Here is a 20,357-nt window from a genome sequence, read left to right on the forward strand (position 1 = left end):
CTCATAATAAGGTAAGCCAAATGTCATACAATGCAAAAAAGGCCCGCCTTACCGGCGGGCCCTAACTATATTAAACACTATTTAAATTATAAACCGAAGCTGTAAGCTACACGCAGGGCAAGCAGGTTATTGCTTTTGCCGTTATCGGTAAATTTAGAGTTGCCTTCAAAACGTACACCGGCATCAATGTAGTTGTTGCCGCCCACGTTAAACAGGTAACCTACCTGCGGCGCGTAAACAAACGCTGCTGATTTGGTTGCGCCTACATCGCTTTTGTTGGTCAGGAATGCGGCACCGGCTTCACCCTGTACATAAAAGTTTTGTACCGGGAAGTATTTTAAACCTGCCTTTGCTGGTATCAGTTGCAGATCCTCGCCGCTTACGCCATTAATTTCTTTAGCGAAGTAGTTTTGGTAACCGCCGTTAACGGTAACATATAACTGGTCCCTCAGTATCGGAAATTCAGCCTGAACTGATCCGCCTACGCTCCAGTTGTAGCTGTCTTTAAAGCTGCCTACAGGCAAGCCAAAGTCAGGACCAACACTTAAACGGATACCTGAACCTGTGGTGGTTGTTTTGCCGCCGTCTTGTGCGTTAGCATTGATTGAGAATAATGATACTATTGCAAGTGTCAGTGCACTTAGTTTGATTAAAGTTTTCATCTTGATATTATGATATTAGTTGCTGCCCCAAAAATTGAAGCAGGTTGTTTTGACAGGGTTTCGGAGCCGGCTTCGCGTTGCCCTGTCTTGTAATTCTATGGTTGTTTTTTGCTACATAGATTTAACACAACAAAAGTAAAATGAAAGCGGAAGGCGGGCAATTCCTAAAATTCGGTTATGCTAACCAATTTTTCCGGTAAGTGTCAGCAATTGGCAAGTAATGGCGGTTTAAGTACACCTGTTAGGCTTAAAGCGATTATTAGTGATGTATGCAGGCGGTCTTTATGTAAAATAAAATGGCCACCTGTTAGTACAGGTGGCCATCAATAATGCCGCGTTAGTTTGTATGCTTAAATTTTAATAGGCCGATTCATCAGCGCCTATATCAACCCGGTTGTTTACTTTGCGGGCGCCGCCATCAATATCAAATTCGCCCGTTTGTACTACATAAGTAGGCAGGCCCGCGTTAACTGATGCCGATGTGCTGCTTAAATGCAGGTTTGGCGATGGCAAAGTGCCTGATACGTAACCCGGGTTACCGTATGTTGAATTAGCATCGAGCCCTGTACCTGTTTTAAACGCCGCGAAGGTGGTATAGGTAGTGCTGTTTATGCCGCCCCAATCAAACGTTACGTTTGTTGCTGATGCCGAAGCAGAGTAATATTTGTTGTAGTTAAAGCTGAGCCCGGTTGAGGTGTAACCCAATGAGGCGATCACTACAATATTGCTCCTTGAGTGGATGATGTTGTTGATGAAGGACACATTAGCCATATTTTGCATGTGTATTTCGCCGCCCCAGCCGCCTTTGGAGTAATTTTGATAAAGGGTATTATTGCTCACGGTTGAATTGATCACCTTACCGTTTGATTGGTTGGAGCCGATAAGCAGCCCGGCCTCAATATTATTGTAAACAAAATTGCTGCGTATATTTATGCCCTCGGCATTGTTGTTATTGTTTTCGCAACCAACGCTTATACCGGCATAGTTCTCGTAGCTGGTATTGCCCTCAATATTTATCCATTTACCGCCGTCAACATAAATACCGCCCGATGTTGCCACCGGCGATACGCAGCGGTAAACCGTATTATACTTCACGTTACCGTTGCGGGCAAAGTTAACGTTGGCAGGCGCGCCTGTCCACGCGTAATGGCCGGTCATGTCAATACCTATATTTTTAATATCGTGTACCACATTACGTTCAATCAAAAAGTTCTCCACGTTACCGCCAAGGGTAAGGCCTTCGCTGTAGCCGGTATTGCAGTTGTAGATTTCGTTACCGCCAATGTAGATCTCGTTATATGAATTGGCCGTAGTGCCAAACAATACCAGCGGGTTGGCATTGTCGGCACTCGTAGGTATGGCCGATGAGTTAGTGGTCCAGCCGATGTTGTAAATTTTGCAATTGGTAATATGTACATCAGTGCCCGAGCCGGAAACATAAACGCCCGAGGCAAAGCTGCGCGTATTATTAGCTATGCGGATGTTATCTATTTTGATGTGGCTTTTGCTTGCTACGCCTATCATGGCGTTTTGCGCATCGTTGGTAGCGTTTACACCATCCAGTATAACAATGCCGCCGTTGTAATTGGTGAGTGTTATCCTTTCGCTGCTTGATGCGCCCGAGTTGGGCCAGTAAAGCCGCTCTTTGTAAGTGCCTGCCGCTACATAAATATTGCTACCTGCGCCATTGGTAGTTTTGTACAATGCAGCCTGTATGGTTTTCAATGCCGCCGCTGCTGTTAGCCCCGTGTTGGCATCATTGCCTGATGCCCCGTTAACATAGTAATTGGTTACCGCAAAGGTAGTTTTCTTCGAGTCGGTTTTCGCATCTGTTAGCGCAAGGTTTTCGCCGTTCTTTTTACATCCTCCCAGAGCGATGAGTAAAACACAGAGTAGTCGTAAATTTTTCATAATGGTTTATTTGGTTAATTGATGAATTTTTAACGTTACTTGCTCACCAGCTCAAAAACGGGCAACCTGTTCAGCGGTACGTCCTGCTCAATTTTTGCCGGGCCTTTTATGGTCTTGCCCTTGTCATCACGCCACTTGCCTTTGGGCAGGTATATGGTTTTTTTGTTTTCTTTAGTCAACGCCGGGGCTATCAGTAATTTGCTGCCCAGCATAAACTGGCTTTTTACTTCGGCATAACCCTGGTTTGGAAACTCGTACTCCATGCTGCGTACAATTGGCTGCCCTGTTGTGGCCGATTGTTTAGCCAACTGTAAAATATAGGGTGTGTGTTTCGTTCTGATGTCTACTGCTTGTTTTACCAGGGCAAGGTTGGGCTTGCTCAGCACCCGCCATGGCGCTACCGAAAACTGCATCATCGGCATCAGCGCCGAGCATTGTGCCGAGCGTACCACCAACTCCTCGTCAAGCTTATCTTTACCTATGAACGAGCCGTATTCGCCGCCGCCTATCATATCGGGGCAGGTAAAGTTGTAACCCAGTAAACCGGCCACGGTGATGTGGGGTATCAGCTTTTGCAGATCAACCCAGGTATGCTGCTTATCGCGCAGGCGCTGTACCAGCGGCTGACCGGCCATTTTCCACATGGCGCGGTATTCATTCAGCGGGTAATCCAAGCCTATCTCTCCCCATAAACGGCTGTGATCATTTGGCGTAGCTTTTTTGTAGGAGATCGCATCCGCAGGATAAAAATCGGCATCGCCCGCGTCAAATTTAAAACCATCCAAATGGTAGGCGTTCACCATGTGATCCAGGCGGCTTTTAAACCAGGCCTTAGCCTGCGGATTAGTAAAATCAAGCACGGCACTGTAGCCGTTCCACCAACTGATTATGGCAGGGTTAATAGCCTTATCCCAGTTGTTTTTTTCTTTTTGATCGGCACTGTATAAAAGCAGTTTCTTGCTTAATAACTCCCTGAACACCTCTGTATCCGGTGATACAAACGGACTGATCCACAGCATTACCTTAAAACCCATTTGGTGCAGGCTATCCACCATTGTGGTTGCGTTGGTAAACCTGTCCTTCCTGAAATCAAACCTGCCGTAATAGTCAGCCCAGTTATCATCTATCATCAGTACCCCGGTAGGGAAACCGTTGGCAACAATATCATGCGCGTACTTTAATATGTCAGCCTGGTTTTGGTTGTACACCAGCTCTATCCAGGTATTGTATTGTGGGCGACTGAACAATAACGTATCGGGCAGTTTGCCCTTTGTGGGGAAATGCTTTTTAGCGGCGTTTATAAAAGCCTCCTTCAGGCTATGCCCTGCGGAGTCTATTTCTACTATACGGCTGTTGCCCGAGATGAGCAATTGATCGCCTTTTACCGTAAATTTAAAAGGCTCATCGCTCCATATATATCTGCCCTTTGTTGAAAGCAGCAGCGGGCTTGCCTGGTTGGTGCCGGTGTTGGCGAACAAATCAAACGTATAACCATCTTTAAAAGGCATGGTGTGCGCCTCGTTAACCGCGCCGCCGTACCAATGCTCTCCTGCTTTAACAGGTATAGTAACCTCTTGCGCCCACACCATCCGGGTATTTGTTAGCAGGATAATTGATACTGCCAGTAATAACCGGGTAATTTTTAAAACGTTACAAGCAGGGGTAAGTGGTTTGTTTTTAGTCATGCCGATGGGGTTAAAAAAATGGTAGGCTTAATTATTTGTGATACAATAAAGTTGGGCTAAATCAACTGTTAAAAAAAGGCGCAAAGGTTATAATGGCCAAAATAAACGCAATGCAAACGTTTGCATAGGCTACGCAAACGTTTGTTCTATTTTAATAAAAACTGATAAATGCGCTTGCGTCACAAAAATTATATGCAATAGCGTTTTGGTAAACCAATACAGATCATAACTTTGGTTAATCGTTTAAGCAGCAATAAAGGTGCTGATAAATAACCACTGCAAAGCTATATTCATGATCAAACAAATTAAGCGTTGCCTGTCAGCGTTAACTTTACTTTCCGCTTTTGGTATGCCCGGCATGGCCCAGCAAAACTCAGGCGAGGGAAACCTGAAATATGTTGATACCCGTATCGGCAATGTTGGCGCACTGCTGGAACCAACGCGGCCTACGGTACAACTGCCTAACCAAATGATGCGCATGTTCCCGATCCGTAAGGATTACCTTGACGATCAGATCAGCAGTTTTCCGCTGCTTATTGTATCGCACCGTATGGGCGAGGCATTCAGTATAAAGCCCACAACCGAACCGGTTACAGCCAGGGCCTTTAACCAGCGCATGACGTATGACCATGACCTGGAAGTGATACGCCCCTGGTATTATAAAACTTATTTAATAGATCAGGATATCACCGTGGAGTATGTACCGGGTATAAAAACAGGTATCTATAAATTTGAGTTTCCCGCAAAAAAGGACAAGAACCTGCTGCTGGGCACCTACAATGGCGATGAATCAGCATGGAACATTACTTCAGGCAATGAGGTTACCGGTGTTGAAACCTATCATGATGATATTAAGATATACACCTATGGCGTATTCAGTCAAAAGGGTACGCCGGGCATCCTGAACAATGGTGCGCCAGCGGCCGGTACAACAGTTAGCGGTAAAAACATAAAAGCTTATATAAGCTTCGCTAATGCAACAGGTAACATAGTCGAACTGAAATACGCCGTATCTTTTATAAGCGCGGAGCAGGCAAAGGCTAATTTTAATGACGAGTTTAAGGGTGACCGTGGGTTTGACCAGTTAAAGCAATCAGGCGAACAGGCCTGGAGCAAGGTTATAAACCAGATAGACGTTAAAGGTGGTACCGAAGCACAAAAGCGCAGCTTTTATTCGGCCTTATACCGTTGTTATGAGCGGCCTGTAAATATAACCGAAGGCAATAAATACTACAGCGGTTATGATAAAAAGATACATGAGAGTAAACGTACCTTTTATGTAGATGACTGGACGTGGGATACCTACCTGGCACATCATCCGCTGCGTACCATCCTTAACCCAGCACAGGAAGAGGATATTCTGAACTCCTACGTGAACATGTATCAGCAAAGCGGCTGGGTGCCTACCTTCCCGGTGCTGTTTGGCGACCATGCCTGTATGAACGGTTTTCACTCTACCGTAAGCTTTTTGGATGCCTATAACAAAGGCCTGCGTAATTACGATACTAAAGCAGCTTATGAGGGTATGCGTAAAAACGCTACCCAGGCTACCATGATGCCCTGGATGAACGGCCCTAAAGGCCCGCTGGAAGATTTTTATTACGCTAACGGCTACATCCCCGCCCTGCATCCGGGCGAAAAGGAAACCGTACCCGGTGTGCATGGTTTTGAAAAACGCCAGGCAGTGGCTGTAACGCTTGGTGCCAGTTATGATGATTGGGCGTTGGCTCAGTACGCGAAAAACATTGGTAAAACGGCTGATTATAACCTGTTCATCAAACGTGCCGACAATTATAAAAAGCTGTGGAGCGATAAGGATATGCTGTTTATGCCAAAGGATGACAAGGGGCAATTCATCAACATTGACCCTAAGTTTGACGGTGGTATGGGTGGCCGTGATTACTATGATGAAAACAACGGCTGGACATACCAGTGGCAGGTACAGCACGATGTACCCGGTTTAGTAGGCCTGATGGGCGGCAAGCAAAAATTTGAAGCCCGTTTAGATCAGCTCTTCCGTGAGGGTTTAGGCCGGAGTAAGTATGAACTACAAGCCAAATTCCCGGATTTTACCGGTATTGTTGGCCAGTTTTCAATGGGGAATGAGCCAAGCTTTCATATACCATACCTGTACAACTTTACCGATGCGCCATGGAAAACTCAAAAACGCATCCGCTTTTTGCTGGATGTATGGTATAAGGATAATGTATTCGGCATACCGGGTGATGAGGATGGCGGTGGTATGACGGCTTTTGTGGTATTCTCGTCAATGGGTTTTTACCCGGTAACGCCGGGCAAACCGGTTTATACCATTGGCAGCCCGATGTTTGAAAATGTTACGGTTGATTTGCCCAATGGAAAGAAATTCAAACTGATAGCGAACAAAGCCTCGGTTGAAAACAAGTATATACAAAGTGCCAAATTGAACGGAAAGGCGCTAAACACCCCATGGTTTAGCCATACTGACCTTATAAGCGGCGGCACCCTCGAACTGGAAATGGGTCCGAAACCTAATAAGCAATGGGGTGTAGAACCCTGATAAAACAAGAAACGGCGCCCGATAGAGCGCCGTTTCTTGTTTTACTATATGGGCTACAATTAATATTTGATATCAGGAAAATCGGTTTTAGCCTTTTCTAACTGAACGGTCCAATCGTTACCCTGCTCATCTTTATCGCCAAAGGCGGTAAGGGCAAGCTGTTTCAGGTCAGTACCGGCGGCTCCGCTCCAAAAATGGATGAACTCGCCGTAATTCAAGTCGCGTGAATATTCGGGATATGTTTGTTTGCCGTTGTTAAACGTACGTTTCGGAAAGTACTTGGCTAACAAGGTAAAAAAGCCGTTCAGCGTTTTGGTTTTGCCGTGGTCGTTATAAATTGGATAAAACCAATCGCGGTACCAATGTGTGGCCGCGCGCGGAAAATCATCCGTGGTTTGCAGTTTAAGGTTATGCCAGCGTACGGCATCATCATTACGGCCAAGGCCCAGGTACACATCGTACTGGTATATTTCCATCCACTTACTGTCATGCCAAATAGAAAATGCCGGCGAGCCGTGCACACCTTTTGCGGCACCTTCAACAATGTGGCCTATCTCGTGGGTGCTCAGGTCAATATCATTACCCTGGCCGCTTACCCAGGCATTTGCATCGCCCGAGCCGCAATCTGTAACGTTATGAAAGTCATGGCTGTCATCCATATAGGTTGACGGGTGGCCGCCGGAGTATTTACCGGCATGGTATATGGCATACAGGCGAGGGTCATCGCCAAAGGCACCATAGGTTTTCTTGGTATATTCCCAAGCTTCGGCCATGTATTTCTTCGGCCATACAATATCGCGGCGTACATCCTTATCGTAATAGATCACCACGCTGTTATCATATGATATGCGCTCAAGGTTTTGTACATGCTCAAACCAATGCTCTTTCCAGGTAAGGGCGGGTGCATCAGCAGGTTCAATGGTTGCGCCGCCGTTGTTTTTGCTCGGGGTTACCGTTGTTTTTTTGCTGCAGCCGCTTATAACGGCAATGCCCAGCAGGGCGGCAGCCAAAGATGTTTTTTTCATTTTTTGCAGATGTATATGATTTAATTAATTGGTTGCGGTTAAGTTAATATAATGCTTTAAAATAACAGAACACGGATTGCGCTTTCCACATACGCAATTACCGTGTTCTGAAACAAAAATTAACTGTTCTTATAGCTTAACTATATATTAAGCTGCCCGTAAAGTTTACAGGCAGCTTTTTTAAATTACCAACCAGGGTTTTGAACCATCTTCTCGTTTTTCAATACTTCGTTATTTGGTATCGGGAATAGGTAATCACGTTTTTTAAACACACGTGTTTCAAGCAATACTTTATTGTAAAAAGTGTTGTCATTTTTTGTCATGTCCATACCGTAAAAATTACCCCCATCTGTTGTTTCTGCTATCTTCCAACGGCGGGTATCAAAGAAACGTACGTTCTCAAAGGCAAGCTCTACACGGCGCTCTTTACGTATAGCCTGACGAACAGCTTCCTGGCCAATCGGGATTGGCAGATCAGTTGATCCATATTGAGGAACTCCTGCACGCTGGCGTATTAGGTTAACATATCTCAATATATCAGCGTTGCCAGGGTCTGATTCATTCAATGCCTCAGCATAATCCAAATAAATATTTGCTAACCTAAGCAACAAGGCGCCCCGTCCACTTCCTGTAGGCGCAACATCTTTTCTAACACAATATCCGGTTGGAGATACGTCTGATGTGCTTTGTACACGCCCTGAATTGCCATTATAAAAAAAGTTGGTCACAAGTTCATAGCCTGAAAGCGGGTTAAACCAAAGGCTGTTGTTGTAAGTTATGCCCACATAAAAACGTGGCTCGCGATTTACCCACTGGTTGTAAGTGCTCCTGGTTTTAGTGTCAAATGGAGCTTGGTAATCCGAAAAACCTGAGGTTGTGTAGCCTGATGCCGGATCGTCGATACTACGGCCGTTTGCCATAAAATAAGCATCGACCATGGTTTGTGTAGCGCCTAATGATCCTGCTCCTTGAAATGCCTCATTCTCATTTGATGGCGACCCTACATGTTTAGGTATACGGTCATATTGGGTAAAGTTATTACTGTTCGGCCTGGCAAATATCCATTCGCTGTTCCAATCGGTATAAATTACTTCACGGCATGCTCTGTACGCAGCTTTGAATGGATCATCGTCGGAAACTGTATATAATTTGTATTTACCAGATGAAACAAATTCATCCAAAAAGGCTTTGGCTGCTGTTGCGGCTGCAGCCCATTTTGTTGCATCGTAAGTTTGGCTAACTAAAGCCACTCCATCTTTATTTTGCAAGGTAGAAAAATCACTGTTTCCGTTATATAACGGACTTGCTTTTAATAATAAGGCCTCAACTTTATACGCTTTGCAAATGCCTCTTGTAATCCGGCCAAACTGCCCCTGGTAAGGTGTGTTTGTAGCATCTAAAGTTTCGTATGCCTTATCTAATTCTGATACTACAAAGTCAATGCCTGTATCAAATGGGGTTCTTGCTAAACGAAGCTGATCAATAGGGGTATTAACATCCAGCAATTCCTGACCTAAAACCGGCACCGGTCCATACATACGCATCAGGTAAAAATAGTAAATTGCTCTAAGCGCTCTTGCTTCAGCTTCATACGCTGTTTTGGTGCTTTGGTCAACCTCTATTGGGTTAGCACTCTGGATATTCTGTATAAAGAAGGTTGCGTTACGTATTGCCGTATAATAGCGCGTCCAAAAGCCTTCAATTGTACCGTCGGTATTACTCCAGGTACTACTGTTCATATTATTGGCGTAGTTGAAATCCCAAGTGTACTTACCCTCATCAGATGCGGCTATCCACGGGCCTGAATTTTCATTACCTGTAAAGCGTTGGTTATGCTCATTTGGAACAGAATAGTAAATGTTGGCTAAAAAATTCCGTGTGTTTTCTCTGGATTGAAATATCTTATCCGTTGTAATTACATCATCAGGTACCTGGCTTATGTATTTTTTGCAAGAGCTCAAGCCTACCATCAACGCTAATCCGATGTATATATACTTTTTCATGTTGTTGTTGTTTACTTTATTATTAAAAATTAGCCTGTACACCTAAGGTTATTGTTCTGGTATTAGGGTAAGCTGTACCGTTACCTGTATTTAATTCAGGATCCCAAAGTTTAAAAGGGCTCCAGTAAATAAGGTTAACACCCTGCATGTAAATACGTGCATTTTTGAGTCCAATGCTTTTAAGCGTGCCTTGAGGTAACTGATAACCTAAATCGGCGGTTTTTAGACGAATAAAGTCAATATCCTTTACCCACCAGCTTGATGCTACTGAATTGTTTTTATTAGCTGCATTACCGTAAGCTAAGCGAGGGTAAAATGCGTTTGGATCAGGGTTCTCCGGTGTCCAGCGGCTTTCAGCTATGGCAAACAGATTACTACGCTCAGCACCGGTGCTGTTATTAAATGGTATTATACCATCACCACCCAACAATCTGTCAGCGCCTGAAACGCCTTGAAAGAACGCGCCGATGTAAAACCTTTTATATTGTAAGTTAAAACCTAAGCCAAAAACAGTGTTCGGCACATCCCCATTTCCTATGCGAGTAATATCATTGGCATTAATAACTCCATCGCCATTTAAATCACGATATCGTATATCACCCGGACGGACAGCACCTAATGGTGATTGATCAGGAGCGGCATTGATTTCTTCCTGACTTTGAAATAAACCGTCAGCAACATAACCAAATATTGCCAATGAATTTGTGCCGCGGCGTTCCATGTATGAATATGGTTGCTTAGCCTGGTCATTTTCAATAATTTTATTTCGGTTATAAGTAAATGTACCGCGCATATCTAAAGTAAAATCACCCATTTTAATCGGATTTAACTGAATAGTTGCATCGATACCTTTTACAGTCATGATACCAAGGTTAGCTGTTGGCGATTCTACCAAACCTATGTAACCTGGCAGCGATGCTCTTTGTAAAAAGATGCCTGTTCTTCTTTCGTTAAATAGATCAATAGTTACTTGTAACTGTGAATTTAGCGTATAGAACTCTAAACCCAGATCGCGTTTGTGTGATTCAGCCCATGTAACATCGGTGCCGTAGCTTGTAATGGCGGTACCATTATAATAGGTACTTCCCGGCATACCCCAACTGTAACCACCGGCTGAAGTGCTTACCAATGTTAGGTAACCGAAACGGCGGCCACCACCGGCACCATCACCTACTATACCATCTGAGTAGCGAAGTTTTGCAAAATTGATCACGTTTTTAATAGGCTTAAAGAAATTCTCTTCTGAAAATATCCAGCCGAAACCTATAGATGGGAATAATCCGTATTTTTTATTTGGAGCAAAGTTTTCTGAACCATTGTAACCAAAGTTACCTTCAACAAAATATTTGTCGCTAAAAGAATAAGTGGCCCTACCCACTATTCCTTGGCTGCGGAAAGGTAAAGATGAGGTAAGATCACCAGCAAAAGCACCTACTTCTTCGCGGCGGTTAAATAATAACAATCCTGTTATATGGTGTTTTTTGCTAAACTCCCTATCATAATTAAAAGAGGCTTCAGTATAAAATTGACGATCTCCACTATTAGCTCTTCCATATGATAGCACATCAGACCCTGTGCGTATTACTGAAACATTTGCGGAGCCGTCCTCATTATATGGATTAGCCCTGTTTATTACATAATTTGTACGATTACGGGTACGGCTTATAGTGTGATTATTATTTATATCAAACGAATATAGTATTGAAAACGATAGGCCGGGTGTTAATGATTTCAAATCCTGTGTAATTTTGGCATTAGACATGATCTGATTAGTAAAAATATTTTGGTAGCCGGTTTGGGTTATTAAACCATAAGGGTTAAGCTGTGCCCCTGCCGCACTAACACCAGGCAATAAGTTGCCCGGGTACATTTTAGGATATAAAACCGGGTTTGTTTGCATAACGGCGGCAAAAGCGTCATTAGGATTTACACCAGGGTAATTTATATTACCAATGTTACCCTGTATACCCAGATCAAATTTGGTTGAACTGGTCCAGTTCATGCTAACATTTGAGGTGAAATTATAACGCTTGAAACGGGTTGTAGCATCATAAGCGGCTAACGCATCTGTGCGTAATAAGCTTCCCTCATCATAATAAGCTCCTGATACATAAAAGGTAGTATTTTCTGAACCGCCCCTGGCGCTAAAGTTTGCCCTGCGGTAACGTGATGTGTTCTTAAATAATTCTTCCATCCAGTCAACATTCGGGTACAGGTATGGATCTTCGTTTAATATTGTTGAATTAATATAGTTGTTGCTATACTCCTTGGTTTGTCCGCTGGCTAAACGGGCCTCATTGCGTAGCTTCATATAAGTCACACCGTCAGTCAATTCAGGGCGTTTGGTAAATTGTGTAATACCCTCATTGTAATTAAACATAAGGTTAGTTTTACCGCTATTGCCTTTTTTGGTTGTGATAACAATAACACCATTTGCGCCTGCGATACCATATACCGCTGTTGCTGTTGCGTCTTTTAAAATAGTAAAAGATGCTAAATCTTCAGGATCAAGGTTATTTAGATCACGACCAAGTACTCCATCAATAACTACAAGCGGTGAAGAGCTATTAGCTGCAAATGTTGAAATGCCGCGTATCCAAAGATCGGCGCCATTTTGGCCGGGTAAGCCTGATCTTTGCACACCTACTAAACCACTAATACGACCGGCAAGTGTGGCGCTAAGATTAGCTACCGGTTGCTTCAGATCATCAAGTTTTACTGATGATTGTGCACCAACAACGCTTACTTTTTTTTGCTGACCGAAACCTACAATAGCTACCTCATTTAAGCTATTTGAGGCTGCTTGTAATGTGATGTTTAAATTGATTACATCTTTAATTACAGTAGTATATGTTTTAAAGCCAACATAAGTAACAGCAAGTGAATCACCGCGTTTTGCCTGGATGCTGAATTTACCATTTATATCGGTCATGGAGGCTTTATTGGCATTCATATTAGTTACCGTTACACCTGGTAGGGTTACATTTAGTTCATCCTTAACTGTACCGGTTATTTGCAGTTGTTGATCCTGCGCGCTTGCCTTAAAGGCAAGTAGCAAACACACCAGCATAAATGCCAGGCGCTTACCGTCCTTTAATACGGCAAGAAGCATATTGGAGAGTCGATTTAGGGACATAATTTCTTTTTTTGTTTGATGGATAATAGTTTATTGATCAAGTAGGGGGATTGCGATAACTCTAAACTCAGCCAACTGAAACAAGGATGAACCTCCATTGGCGGTAATGTTTATCCGGTAATAAGTATAGGCTGTGCCGTTCTCAAACTCATAGGTTAATGTTTTTCTACGCTCTGAATTAAAAGTCTGATCGGTTTGCGTATCAAGTGTTACCCAATTTTCACCATCGTTTGATGCTGTGATGGTCCAGTTCTTAGGGTCACGTGTTGGCGCATCATTGGCTGATGTTAAAGTGTAAGTAGTAACACATTGGGCTTTACGAAATGCTAACTGAATGTAGAGTGCAGGATTGTAGTTATTTAAGAACTTGGAGTCAAGATCGCCATCAATTACTTTAGGAGATCCCTCGCCTGCTGTTGGGCCGCCCGAATTATCAAAATTTACTGATAATGTGGCCGTACTTGTAACATCTTCCGGGTCAGGTGGCAGCAGGTCATAATGCCTGGCTTCATCCTTCTTACAACCCGAGCAAATCACCAGCGATAAACATAGCATTGCAAGTGCCCGCCTGGTTAACTTCATTAGATTCATAAGTTAATTTGTTAAGTGTTTAATAGTTAATTATTTAGAAAGTATTTGTGCCGAAAAAAAAGCACAAAAAGGTCATCATAGCGCCAAAATGGGCACGTTATTTTATAATGCAGCCTGGTATTTGCGCCAAGCATGCAGTACTGTAATGGTTTATAAGAAATAAGGCCCCATACCGGTCTGCAGCTTCAGATGCATCTTTGTTAAGGATGATCTGTATTATTGATGCCGGGGAGCAAAGTGTTTAAGTTGTTATTTAATCATAAGCAGTTGGTTTTCAAGTTTGTATTGGCGCATAAAATTTCTATATCATTAATAAAATAATTAAAACGTTTTATCAGAAAAAATGAACCAGTGTTGTTTATAGAATATTGATATGCGTAAATATAAAATAGTTTTAACGAAAGATAAAACGTTTAATCAATAAAATTTAATATTTATGTAACAAAAGCATAGCATTAACTGATTGTAGCTTAAATTTTATAGCAAAGCCTTAAAATCAATTGGCTATTTAAGGGATTTTATAATTTTCGTAATTTTATGAAGGGACTTACAGTCTTGATTTATGTAAAATATATCCGGTCGGGATAAATTGTTGTGTTAGGGTAAGTGAAATTCAATGCATTAATGAAATTTTAGTTTCATTTACAATAAGTGTTATCATTTATATTATAACAGTTATTACATGTATTATAGTTTTGGGCAATACATTTGAGGCCGTATTATATAAATTGCGATGATTAATATAACCCTCCATCCATCGTAAACAGAACAACTAAATATCCAAATAAATGATCACGATATATTACAAAGCAGGAAGCCATGATGTTACGGGCTGGAAAGAAAGACTGGACCGGATATCATTAAAATACGATTTTATTGACGACCATGATACAACAACACCACGGTTAGTTGATGGAGAAAAACAAGTAGAAGGCATAAAAGCTATTGATGATTATATTGAAAGCCAGGAGCAATTTGTGAACGGATGGTACGAAGACCGCTGTGACCGTTATGACTTTGACCCTGATGCCCCGGTAAAGATAAGAGGCATCAACCAGGATGAATAGCTTTTTTAATATCTGAAAATCAATTATTTAGCAGTTGTGCCTGGGTTGCGGCAACCTCAACAGGAAACTTTAAAGTAATGGCCAGTCCGTTATTGTTTTTAATTGTAAAAGTACCTTTAAGTTGGGCTGTCAGGCCTTTTAAAAGTGTTAAACCAAGTGTATTCGTTCTTGTCAGATCAAAATCGTTCGGCAGACCGATACCATCATCGCTGATTTGCATTTCTATGTATTGATCTTTTTGTTTAATGATGATCTTGATATTTCCGGTTCGGTTATTCGGAAAAGCGTATTTTAACGCATTGGTCACGGTTTCATTAAGTATAATGCCTACAGGGATGGCTTGTGATACGTCAAGAGATATATCATCAATATCGCAATCAATTAAAATTTTATTAGTTGCTCTATTTAACGAACTATTTAATGAATCTATTAGTTCGTTTATATATATAGAAAGGTTTATCTCCGCTATATGATCCGTTCTGTATAACTGGTCATGTATCAATGCGATGGACTGAACCCGGTTCTGACTCTCTATTATAGCCTGCTGTGCCCGTTTATTATAAGTATACACTGATTGCGACTGCAACAGGTTCATAACAATCTGAAGGTTGTTTCTTACCCTGTGGTTTACCTCCTTTAAAAGCAGGTCTTTTTCAACCAATAATTCATCCTTATCTTCTAAAAGTTCGTTCTTATCCTTTACCAGTTGTTGAAGGGCTGTGTTTTTTTGATCGATCTCTAACTTTTGCAGGGTGAGCAAAGCATTGCTGCGTTGCTTTAACCTGTAACGGCTATAGCTTAAAACGGTAATTATTAAAAGCATTACTGAGCCCGCAATAGTTACTTTTTGAATAAGTTGATTGCGCTTTAGTTTAATATCATTTATCTGTGCTTTTCGGGTAAGCAAGTCAATGTGCCTGCTTTTTTCCTGGGTTTCATTTTCAATATTCAATAATGATATTTGGTAGGTCTTTGCAATATTTTCTATTGAGTCTTTGATCTCCTGCCCTTTAAGATAATGCCCGATAGCGGACTTCATATCACCTTTCAGCACAACCAATTTGTAATAGCGGTTTTCAGCCGTTCTGATACCTGATATATAGTTCAGTTTATGTGCCATGGCGGCATACAAATCAGTATAATGATAAGCCTGTTTCGCCTGGTTAGTTTCTGAATAATAATTGGCAAGCGAATTATAGGCATTCATGATATCTGTAACATTGTGCGGAGGAATTCCTGCCAGCAGTTCCTTAACTTCCCTTGCATATTCGTCGGCCTTTGCAAAACGTTTTGCATAGGCCAGGTTGTTCAAAAAATCCACGTTTACGGAGAGCCTGTCCAGATCACTGTAAGCGCGGCTTTTCATATCATTAAGTATGTTTAAAGCTTTTGACAGGTTGTTTGTATGCGTATATTCTGTTGCCAATGCAGATGAAGCTACATTGATATAGTTCCGGTTATTATAACGTTTTGCTACCCTTAATGCCTCGGTAGAATATGGAATAGCCCGGGCATAACTTTGCATTTTACTATAGGTTAACGCGATAGAATGGTTAATGCCGCAAAATTGTAAAGTGGTATCCCTAACTTCCCTGGCAGTTTTAAGCGCCAGCAGGTTATACTTTAAAGCATTAGGGTAGTCGTTTAATTCGTATGATCTCCTGCCGATATGCCAGTAAATACCTTCAACGGTTCTGCGGCTAACACCTTTTCCTAAATTTAAAGCCTCAAAAAGTAATTTTAGTCCCTCAGTAGTTCGGTCTGCCTGAAATAGCAGATCCGCGTTTGCTGTCAGTAAAAAGGAAAGCCATAGTGCATTGCTGTTTTTCCTGAATATAGCTATTGCCTTGTTGATATAGTATATCCTGTTACTAAGGCTTACAGGGTCAGTAACAGGATAGTATTGAGCGATAAGGTGATATGATCTTGCCTGGCCATCACTATTCCGGTTTTTTTGCGAAAAAGCAAGTGCGTTCTCGGCGGTCTTTAAACCGGTTTCCCGGTCATTGCGTTCGTAAAAAGTTTCCGCGCTGAGCAGCATTGAATTGATGATTCCGAAATGATAATTAAGCTTGCGGCTGAGAGTTGCGGCCTGGGCTGCAAAATTAATTGCCGAATCAATGTCCTTTTTACCCTTTGTAGGTTTATAGATCATTAAATGCCCTATGGCAAGTTGTAGCTGAACTTTATTGGTATCATTAATACTTGTTGATAATTTTTGCCTTAGCACGGGCAATGGCAACTCATCCAGGTAACTGGTTTGCGCCTGTGTTGATATTGTAATAAGCAGCAAGAAAAGGCACAGCAGCGCGTTTTTCATTAGAGGTTTAATTACAAGTTCAAAAATTCAGGGATTTTGTTTTGCTAAGATAATATATAATAAAACAGCATAAGCAAAAGAATAATGTTTATCAGCAACAAACTGCAATTTATACGCCGTTTAAAACATTTATAATATTCCGGCCGCTATCCTGTTCCTGATCCGGCTTAAAGACTGCGGAGTTTTCTGATTGAATTTAGGATAGGTTAACTAATTGAATCTAAGAAAGCAACTTTATTTCCATTGGTGTATATAGCGTGGAGCGGTGCAGCCATTGCAGCCATTATAGTACATATTCAGTATATTCGTTAACTGAGATTTTTAAAGGCCTATAGTACTTGAGAGGTTATAATGCTATGAGTAAAAACATACTTATTGTTGAGGACGAATTTGTGGTTGCCAATGGGTTAAGGTTGACTCTGGAAAAGGCCGGCTACAGCGTAAACGGTATAGCAACATCTGCTGACGATGCAGACAGGATGTTGCATGCGCAGGCCGCAGACCTTGTTTTATTGGACATCGGCTTAAACGGTAAGCAAACAGGCATTGATCTGGCCAGGAAATTAAGGGCGGATAATATCGCTTTCATTTATTTGTCTGCCAACTCCGGTCAAAAAGTTTTGGAGCAGGCAAAAGCTACAGAACCATACGGGTTTTTGGTTAAGCCCTATCGGGAAAAGGATTTGTTGATTATGCTGGATATTGCCTGGTACCGCCACAGGCACAGTCTTGAATCGAGGTTACGCAATGAAGAGTTATTGCAAAAGCAACTCAGGGAGATAGCAAAAGACAGGTTGGATGCGCAACTTAAGCTATCTTTGATAGCCAGGGCGTTACAGGCCCATATTCCGTTTGATCTGTTCATATTCGGGCAAAGGCCTGTACGGCAATCTTTAATTATGGATACTGTCTATCTGCGAACAGGTTTTGATGAATATCAGCTTGTGGGAGAGCAAGGCATCAGCAACAATAAAGGCCAGCAACACAGTTTGCTTTCCCGGATCATAGGCAATGATATTACAGATGCTGACGAACCCGTTTTTCGTCATGACCTTATTGGAAGCGATACTGATGCCGGGTCAGTAGAAAAAGAGTTGTTTGATCGTTTTAAGGTACAGTCGTATCTTGTTTTTCCGCTAAGCTCAGATGGCAGCAGCACTGCATATTGTTATTTTTACAGCCGCCAACCCCAAATTTACAATCCGGGGCATATTGACCTGCTGAACCGCTTAAAACCATGCATCACAAAAGTTATTGCAGACATAACCGATCAGCAAACACGGCAAAATAGCCCGCTGATGCCCGATAGTGAGCAACAGCTTAATAATGCTCATACAGGCTTTTCGGGTATAATTGGACGGCACCCCCTGCTGCTGGCCGCGCTTGATATGGCCTTGCAGGTAGCTCCTTATAATACATCAGTGCTTATTCTTGGTGAAAGCGGTACCGGCAAAGAAAGGGTTGCGCAGGCCATACACAATATCTCACCACGAAAGAGCGGCCCTTTCATCAAGGTAAATTGTGCTGCCATCCCCGGCGCGTTGGTAGAATCTGAACTATTCGGGCACGAAAAAGGAGCTTTTACGGGCGCTGTAGAAAAAAGACCGGGCAGATTTGAGCAGGCAGATGGCGGTACTATTTTTTTAGATGAAATAGGCGAATTGCCGCTGGAAATTCAGGTTAAATTGCTGCGGGTATTACAGGAAAAGGAAATAGATACTATAGGTGGCAAGTCATCCAAAAAGGTAGATGTGCGGGTAGTAGCAGCAACCAGCCGAAACCTTGAGAAAGAGGTAGCGGCAGGTAACTTCAGGCTCGATCTGTATTATCGCCTCAATGTATTCCCGATCACATTGCCGCCGCTATGTGATCGTCAAAGCGATATACCGGCATTGGCCTGCTTTTTTGCGGATAAGTTTTGCAGAGAGTTCAATAAAAAATTTACCGGTGTAGCGCAGTCTATGCTGGATGAAATGTTGAGTTATAACTGGCCGGGCAACATCCGCGAACTGGAGAATGTGGTTGAACGTTCAGTAATTTTACATGAAGAAGGAACCGAACTGGAGTTAAAGCGCAGCCTGCCGGTAGCAGCAGCCAATGTTGCGGTTACGGCCGGCTTGGGCACATTTGATGATGTTAAACAGGTGCAGCGTGAAACAGAGCGCGTTTATATCATATCCATACTCAAAAAAGCGGGGGGCAGGATCCGCGGGGCGAACGGGGCCGCTGAGCTGCTGAACATCAAACCCACCACCCTTGAATCAAAAATGGCTAAACTTGGTATCAAAAAGGAAGATATACCGGGCGCAGGTAATGCCTGATTTTAAACAGCATTACTTTGTTTGAGGCAGGCAATTAACTCTGAAAATAGCCGTCTGCCTCCGATGTTTTAGGAGAACCACCCAGCCAACTCCATTAATTTCGGAGTGGATGTATTTGAATGGATTTATATGTTAAAATGCAAGTTGTTGATTTTCATTTTATTATAAGTATTTTTTCCTGATAGTTATTTATTGGCGGTAGTTGGCATGTTATTAATGCCTGCTACCGTATGGAACACACTTACAACCTTAAAACCTCCACTTTTCTTAACCGCAGCGGCCAGCATATATTTTATCGCAACTGGATACCGGGTGATGGCAAACCCAAAGGAATAGTTATCATCATTCATGGTCTGAACGCTCACAGCGGGTATTATCATAGCTTTGCTTTACAGTTGGTTGATATTAATTACCAGGTGTATGCCATTGATCTCCGGGGCAGGGGGCGGTCACAAGGTGAACGCTATTACATCTCTGATTATAATGATATTTTAAATGATATTGACCAATTGGTTGATATTGCAAAAGGCACCGATCCATCCCTGCCCGTGTTTATGCTGGGGCACAGTGCCGGTGGGGTGTTCGCCTCCGTTTATGCAGTACAGCATCAGGAAAAGCTTGATGGACTGATCTGTGAAAGTTTTGCCTTCCATCTCCCGGCACCAGCCTTTGCCCTCGCCACTATAAAGCTGCTCAGCTACATTTTTCCTCACCTGAGGTTGGTTAAACTAAACAATGCCGACTTTTCTCGCGACCCGGCCATGGTATATAAATTGAACAGCGATCCTTTATTGGCCGATGAAAAACAACCGGCCAAAACAATGCAGCAATTACTTCTTGCAGGCGGGTATCTGAAAAATAACATGTCAGTTATCCGTGTTCCTGTTCTCATCCTCCACGGGCTGGCCGATAAAGCCACCAAACCGGGCGGAAGTGAATATTTTATGGAGAAGGTATCCTCAGCAGATAAGCAACTAAAGTTATATGAGGGGCATTACCATGATCTTTTGAATGATAAAGATAAAGGGATCGTGATCAGCGATATTAAACAGTGGCTGAATGAAAGGGCGCCGGTGCCTGTGTAGTAAGTATCGTTT

The 20,357-nt window shown here is 42.6% G+C and carries 12 protein-coding genes; 4 read left to right on the plus strand and 8 right to left on the minus strand.

Features of this window, described 5'->3' with window-relative positions; genetic code table 11:
• Window positions 1–86 precede the first annotated feature (86 nt).
• The 3 genes from LJ707_RS06315 to LJ707_RS06325 form a co-directional block, all read right to left on the minus strand.
• Entirely contained in the window at window positions 87–662 is a 576-nt protein-coding gene (locus LJ707_RS06315) for a hypothetical protein (protein ID WP_228949966.1), read from the minus strand.
• Window positions 663–1,019: 357 nt separating this feature from the next.
• On the minus strand, window positions 1,020–2,573 hold the full coding sequence (locus tag LJ707_RS06320) for a hypothetical protein (protein WP_228949967.1): 1,554 nt from the start codon (window positions 2,571–2,573) through the stop codon (window positions 1,020–1,022).
• A gap of 35 nt (window positions 2,574–2,608) precedes the next feature.
• Window positions 2,609–4,258, minus strand: a complete 1,650-nt coding sequence (locus tag LJ707_RS06325) for a glycoside hydrolase family 31 protein (protein ID WP_228949968.1) — start codon at window positions 4,256–4,258, stop codon at window positions 2,609–2,611.
• Window positions 4,259–4,550: 292 nt separating this feature from the next.
• Here LJ707_RS06325 and LJ707_RS06330 point away from each other — a divergent pair, with 292 nt between their 5' ends.
• Entirely contained in the window at window positions 4,551–6,797 is a 2,247-nt protein-coding gene (locus tag LJ707_RS06330; protein WP_228949969.1) for a GH92 family glycosyl hydrolase, read from the plus strand.
• Between the two features lie 59 nt (window positions 6,798–6,856).
• Here LJ707_RS06330 and LJ707_RS06335 read toward each other — a convergent pair whose 3' ends face one another.
• From LJ707_RS06335 to LJ707_RS06350, 4 genes are all read right to left on the minus strand, one after another.
• A complete protein-coding gene (locus LJ707_RS06335; protein ID WP_228949970.1) occupies window positions 6,857–7,822 on the minus strand; it encodes a hypothetical protein in 966 nt (321 codons plus the stop codon).
• Window positions 7,823–8,007: 185 nt separating this feature from the next.
• Window positions 8,008–9,825 carry a RagB/SusD family nutrient uptake outer membrane protein gene (locus tag LJ707_RS06340; RefSeq protein ID WP_228949971.1) on the minus strand — a complete coding sequence of 606 codons (1,818 nt, stop codon included), beginning with the start codon at window positions 9,823–9,825 and terminating at the stop codon, window positions 8,008–8,010.
• Window positions 9,826–9,847: 22 nt separating this feature from the next.
• Window positions 9,848–12,961 carry a TonB-dependent receptor gene (locus LJ707_RS06345; RefSeq protein ID WP_228949972.1) on the minus strand — a complete coding sequence of 1,038 codons (3,114 nt, stop codon included), beginning with the start codon at window positions 12,959–12,961 and terminating at the stop codon, window positions 9,848–9,850.
• Between the two features lie 30 nt (window positions 12,962–12,991).
• Complete coding sequence (locus LJ707_RS06350; RefSeq protein WP_228949973.1) at window positions 12,992–13,543, minus strand: discoidin domain-containing protein; 552 nt, start codon at window positions 13,541–13,543, stop codon at window positions 12,992–12,994.
• A gap of 797 nt (window positions 13,544–14,340) precedes the next feature.
• On the opposite strand from LJ707_RS06350, the gene LJ707_RS06355 reads away from it, so the two are divergent.
• Window positions 14,341–14,619 (plus strand): hypothetical protein, encoded by a 279-nt coding sequence (locus LJ707_RS06355; RefSeq protein ID WP_228949974.1) that lies wholly within the window; start codon window positions 14,341–14,343, stop codon window positions 14,617–14,619.
• A gap of 19 nt (window positions 14,620–14,638) precedes the next feature.
• On the opposite strand, the gene LJ707_RS06360 is transcribed toward LJ707_RS06355, so the two are convergent.
• A complete protein-coding gene (locus tag LJ707_RS06360) occupies window positions 14,639–16,939 on the minus strand; it encodes a sensor histidine kinase (protein WP_228949975.1) in 2,301 nt (766 codons plus the stop codon).
• Between the two features lie 356 nt (window positions 16,940–17,295).
• Here LJ707_RS06360 and LJ707_RS20345 point away from each other — a divergent pair, with 356 nt between their 5' ends.
• Window positions 17,296–19,260 (plus strand): sigma 54-interacting response regulator, encoded by a 1,965-nt coding sequence (locus LJ707_RS20345; protein WP_304610896.1) that lies wholly within the window; start codon window positions 17,296–17,298, stop codon window positions 19,258–19,260.
• Window positions 19,261–19,490: 230 nt separating this feature from the next.
• Entirely contained in the window at window positions 19,491–20,345 is an 855-nt protein-coding gene (locus tag LJ707_RS06375) for an alpha/beta hydrolase (RefSeq protein ID WP_228949976.1), read from the plus strand.
• Window positions 20,346–20,357: the final 12 nt, after the last annotated feature.

This window comes from Mucilaginibacter sp. UR6-1 (assembly GCF_020880975.1).
Lineage (GTDB): Bacteria > Bacteroidota > Bacteroidia > Sphingobacteriales > Sphingobacteriaceae > Mucilaginibacter.

Excerpts from the sequence above, each read along its gene's own strand:
- LJ707_RS06315 (WP_228949966.1), bottom strand. The coding sequence starts at position 662 with ATGAAAACTTTAATCAAACTAAGTGCACTGACACTTGCAATAGTATCA.
- LJ707_RS06320 (WP_228949967.1), bottom strand. The coding sequence starts at position 2,573 with ATGAAAAATTTACGACTACTCTGTGTTTTACTCATCGCTCTGGGAGGA.
- LJ707_RS06325 (WP_228949968.1), bottom strand. The coding sequence starts at position 4,258 with ATGACTAAAAACAAACCACTTACCCCTGCTTGTAACGTTTTAAAAATT.
- LJ707_RS06330 (WP_228949969.1), top strand. The coding sequence starts at position 4,551 with ATGATCAAACAAATTAAGCGTTGCCTGTCAGCGTTAACTTTACTTTCC.
- LJ707_RS06335 (WP_228949970.1), bottom strand. The coding sequence starts at position 7,822 with ATGAAAAAAACATCTTTGGCTGCCGCCCTGCTGGGCATTGCCGTTATA.
- LJ707_RS06340 (WP_228949971.1), bottom strand. The coding sequence starts at position 9,825 with ATGAAAAAGTATATATACATCGGATTAGCGTTGATGGTAGGCTTGAGC.
- LJ707_RS06345 (WP_228949972.1), bottom strand. The coding sequence starts at position 12,961 with ATGTCCCTAAATCGACTCTCCAATATGCTTCTTGCCGTATTAAAGGAC.
- LJ707_RS06350 (WP_228949973.1), bottom strand. The coding sequence starts at position 13,543 with ATGAAGTTAACCAGGCGGGCACTTGCAATGCTATGTTTATCGCTGGTG.
- LJ707_RS06355 (WP_228949974.1), top strand. The coding sequence starts at position 14,341 with ATGATCACGATATATTACAAAGCAGGAAGCCATGATGTTACGGGCTGG.
- LJ707_RS06360 (WP_228949975.1), bottom strand. The coding sequence starts at position 16,939 with ATGAAAAACGCGCTGCTGTGCCTTTTCTTGCTGCTTATTACAATATCA.
- LJ707_RS20345 (WP_304610896.1), top strand. The coding sequence starts at position 17,296 with ATGAGTAAAAACATACTTATTGTTGAGGACGAATTTGTGGTTGCCAAT.
- LJ707_RS06375 (WP_228949976.1), top strand. The coding sequence starts at position 19,491 with ATGGAACACACTTACAACCTTAAAACCTCCACTTTTCTTAACCGCAGC.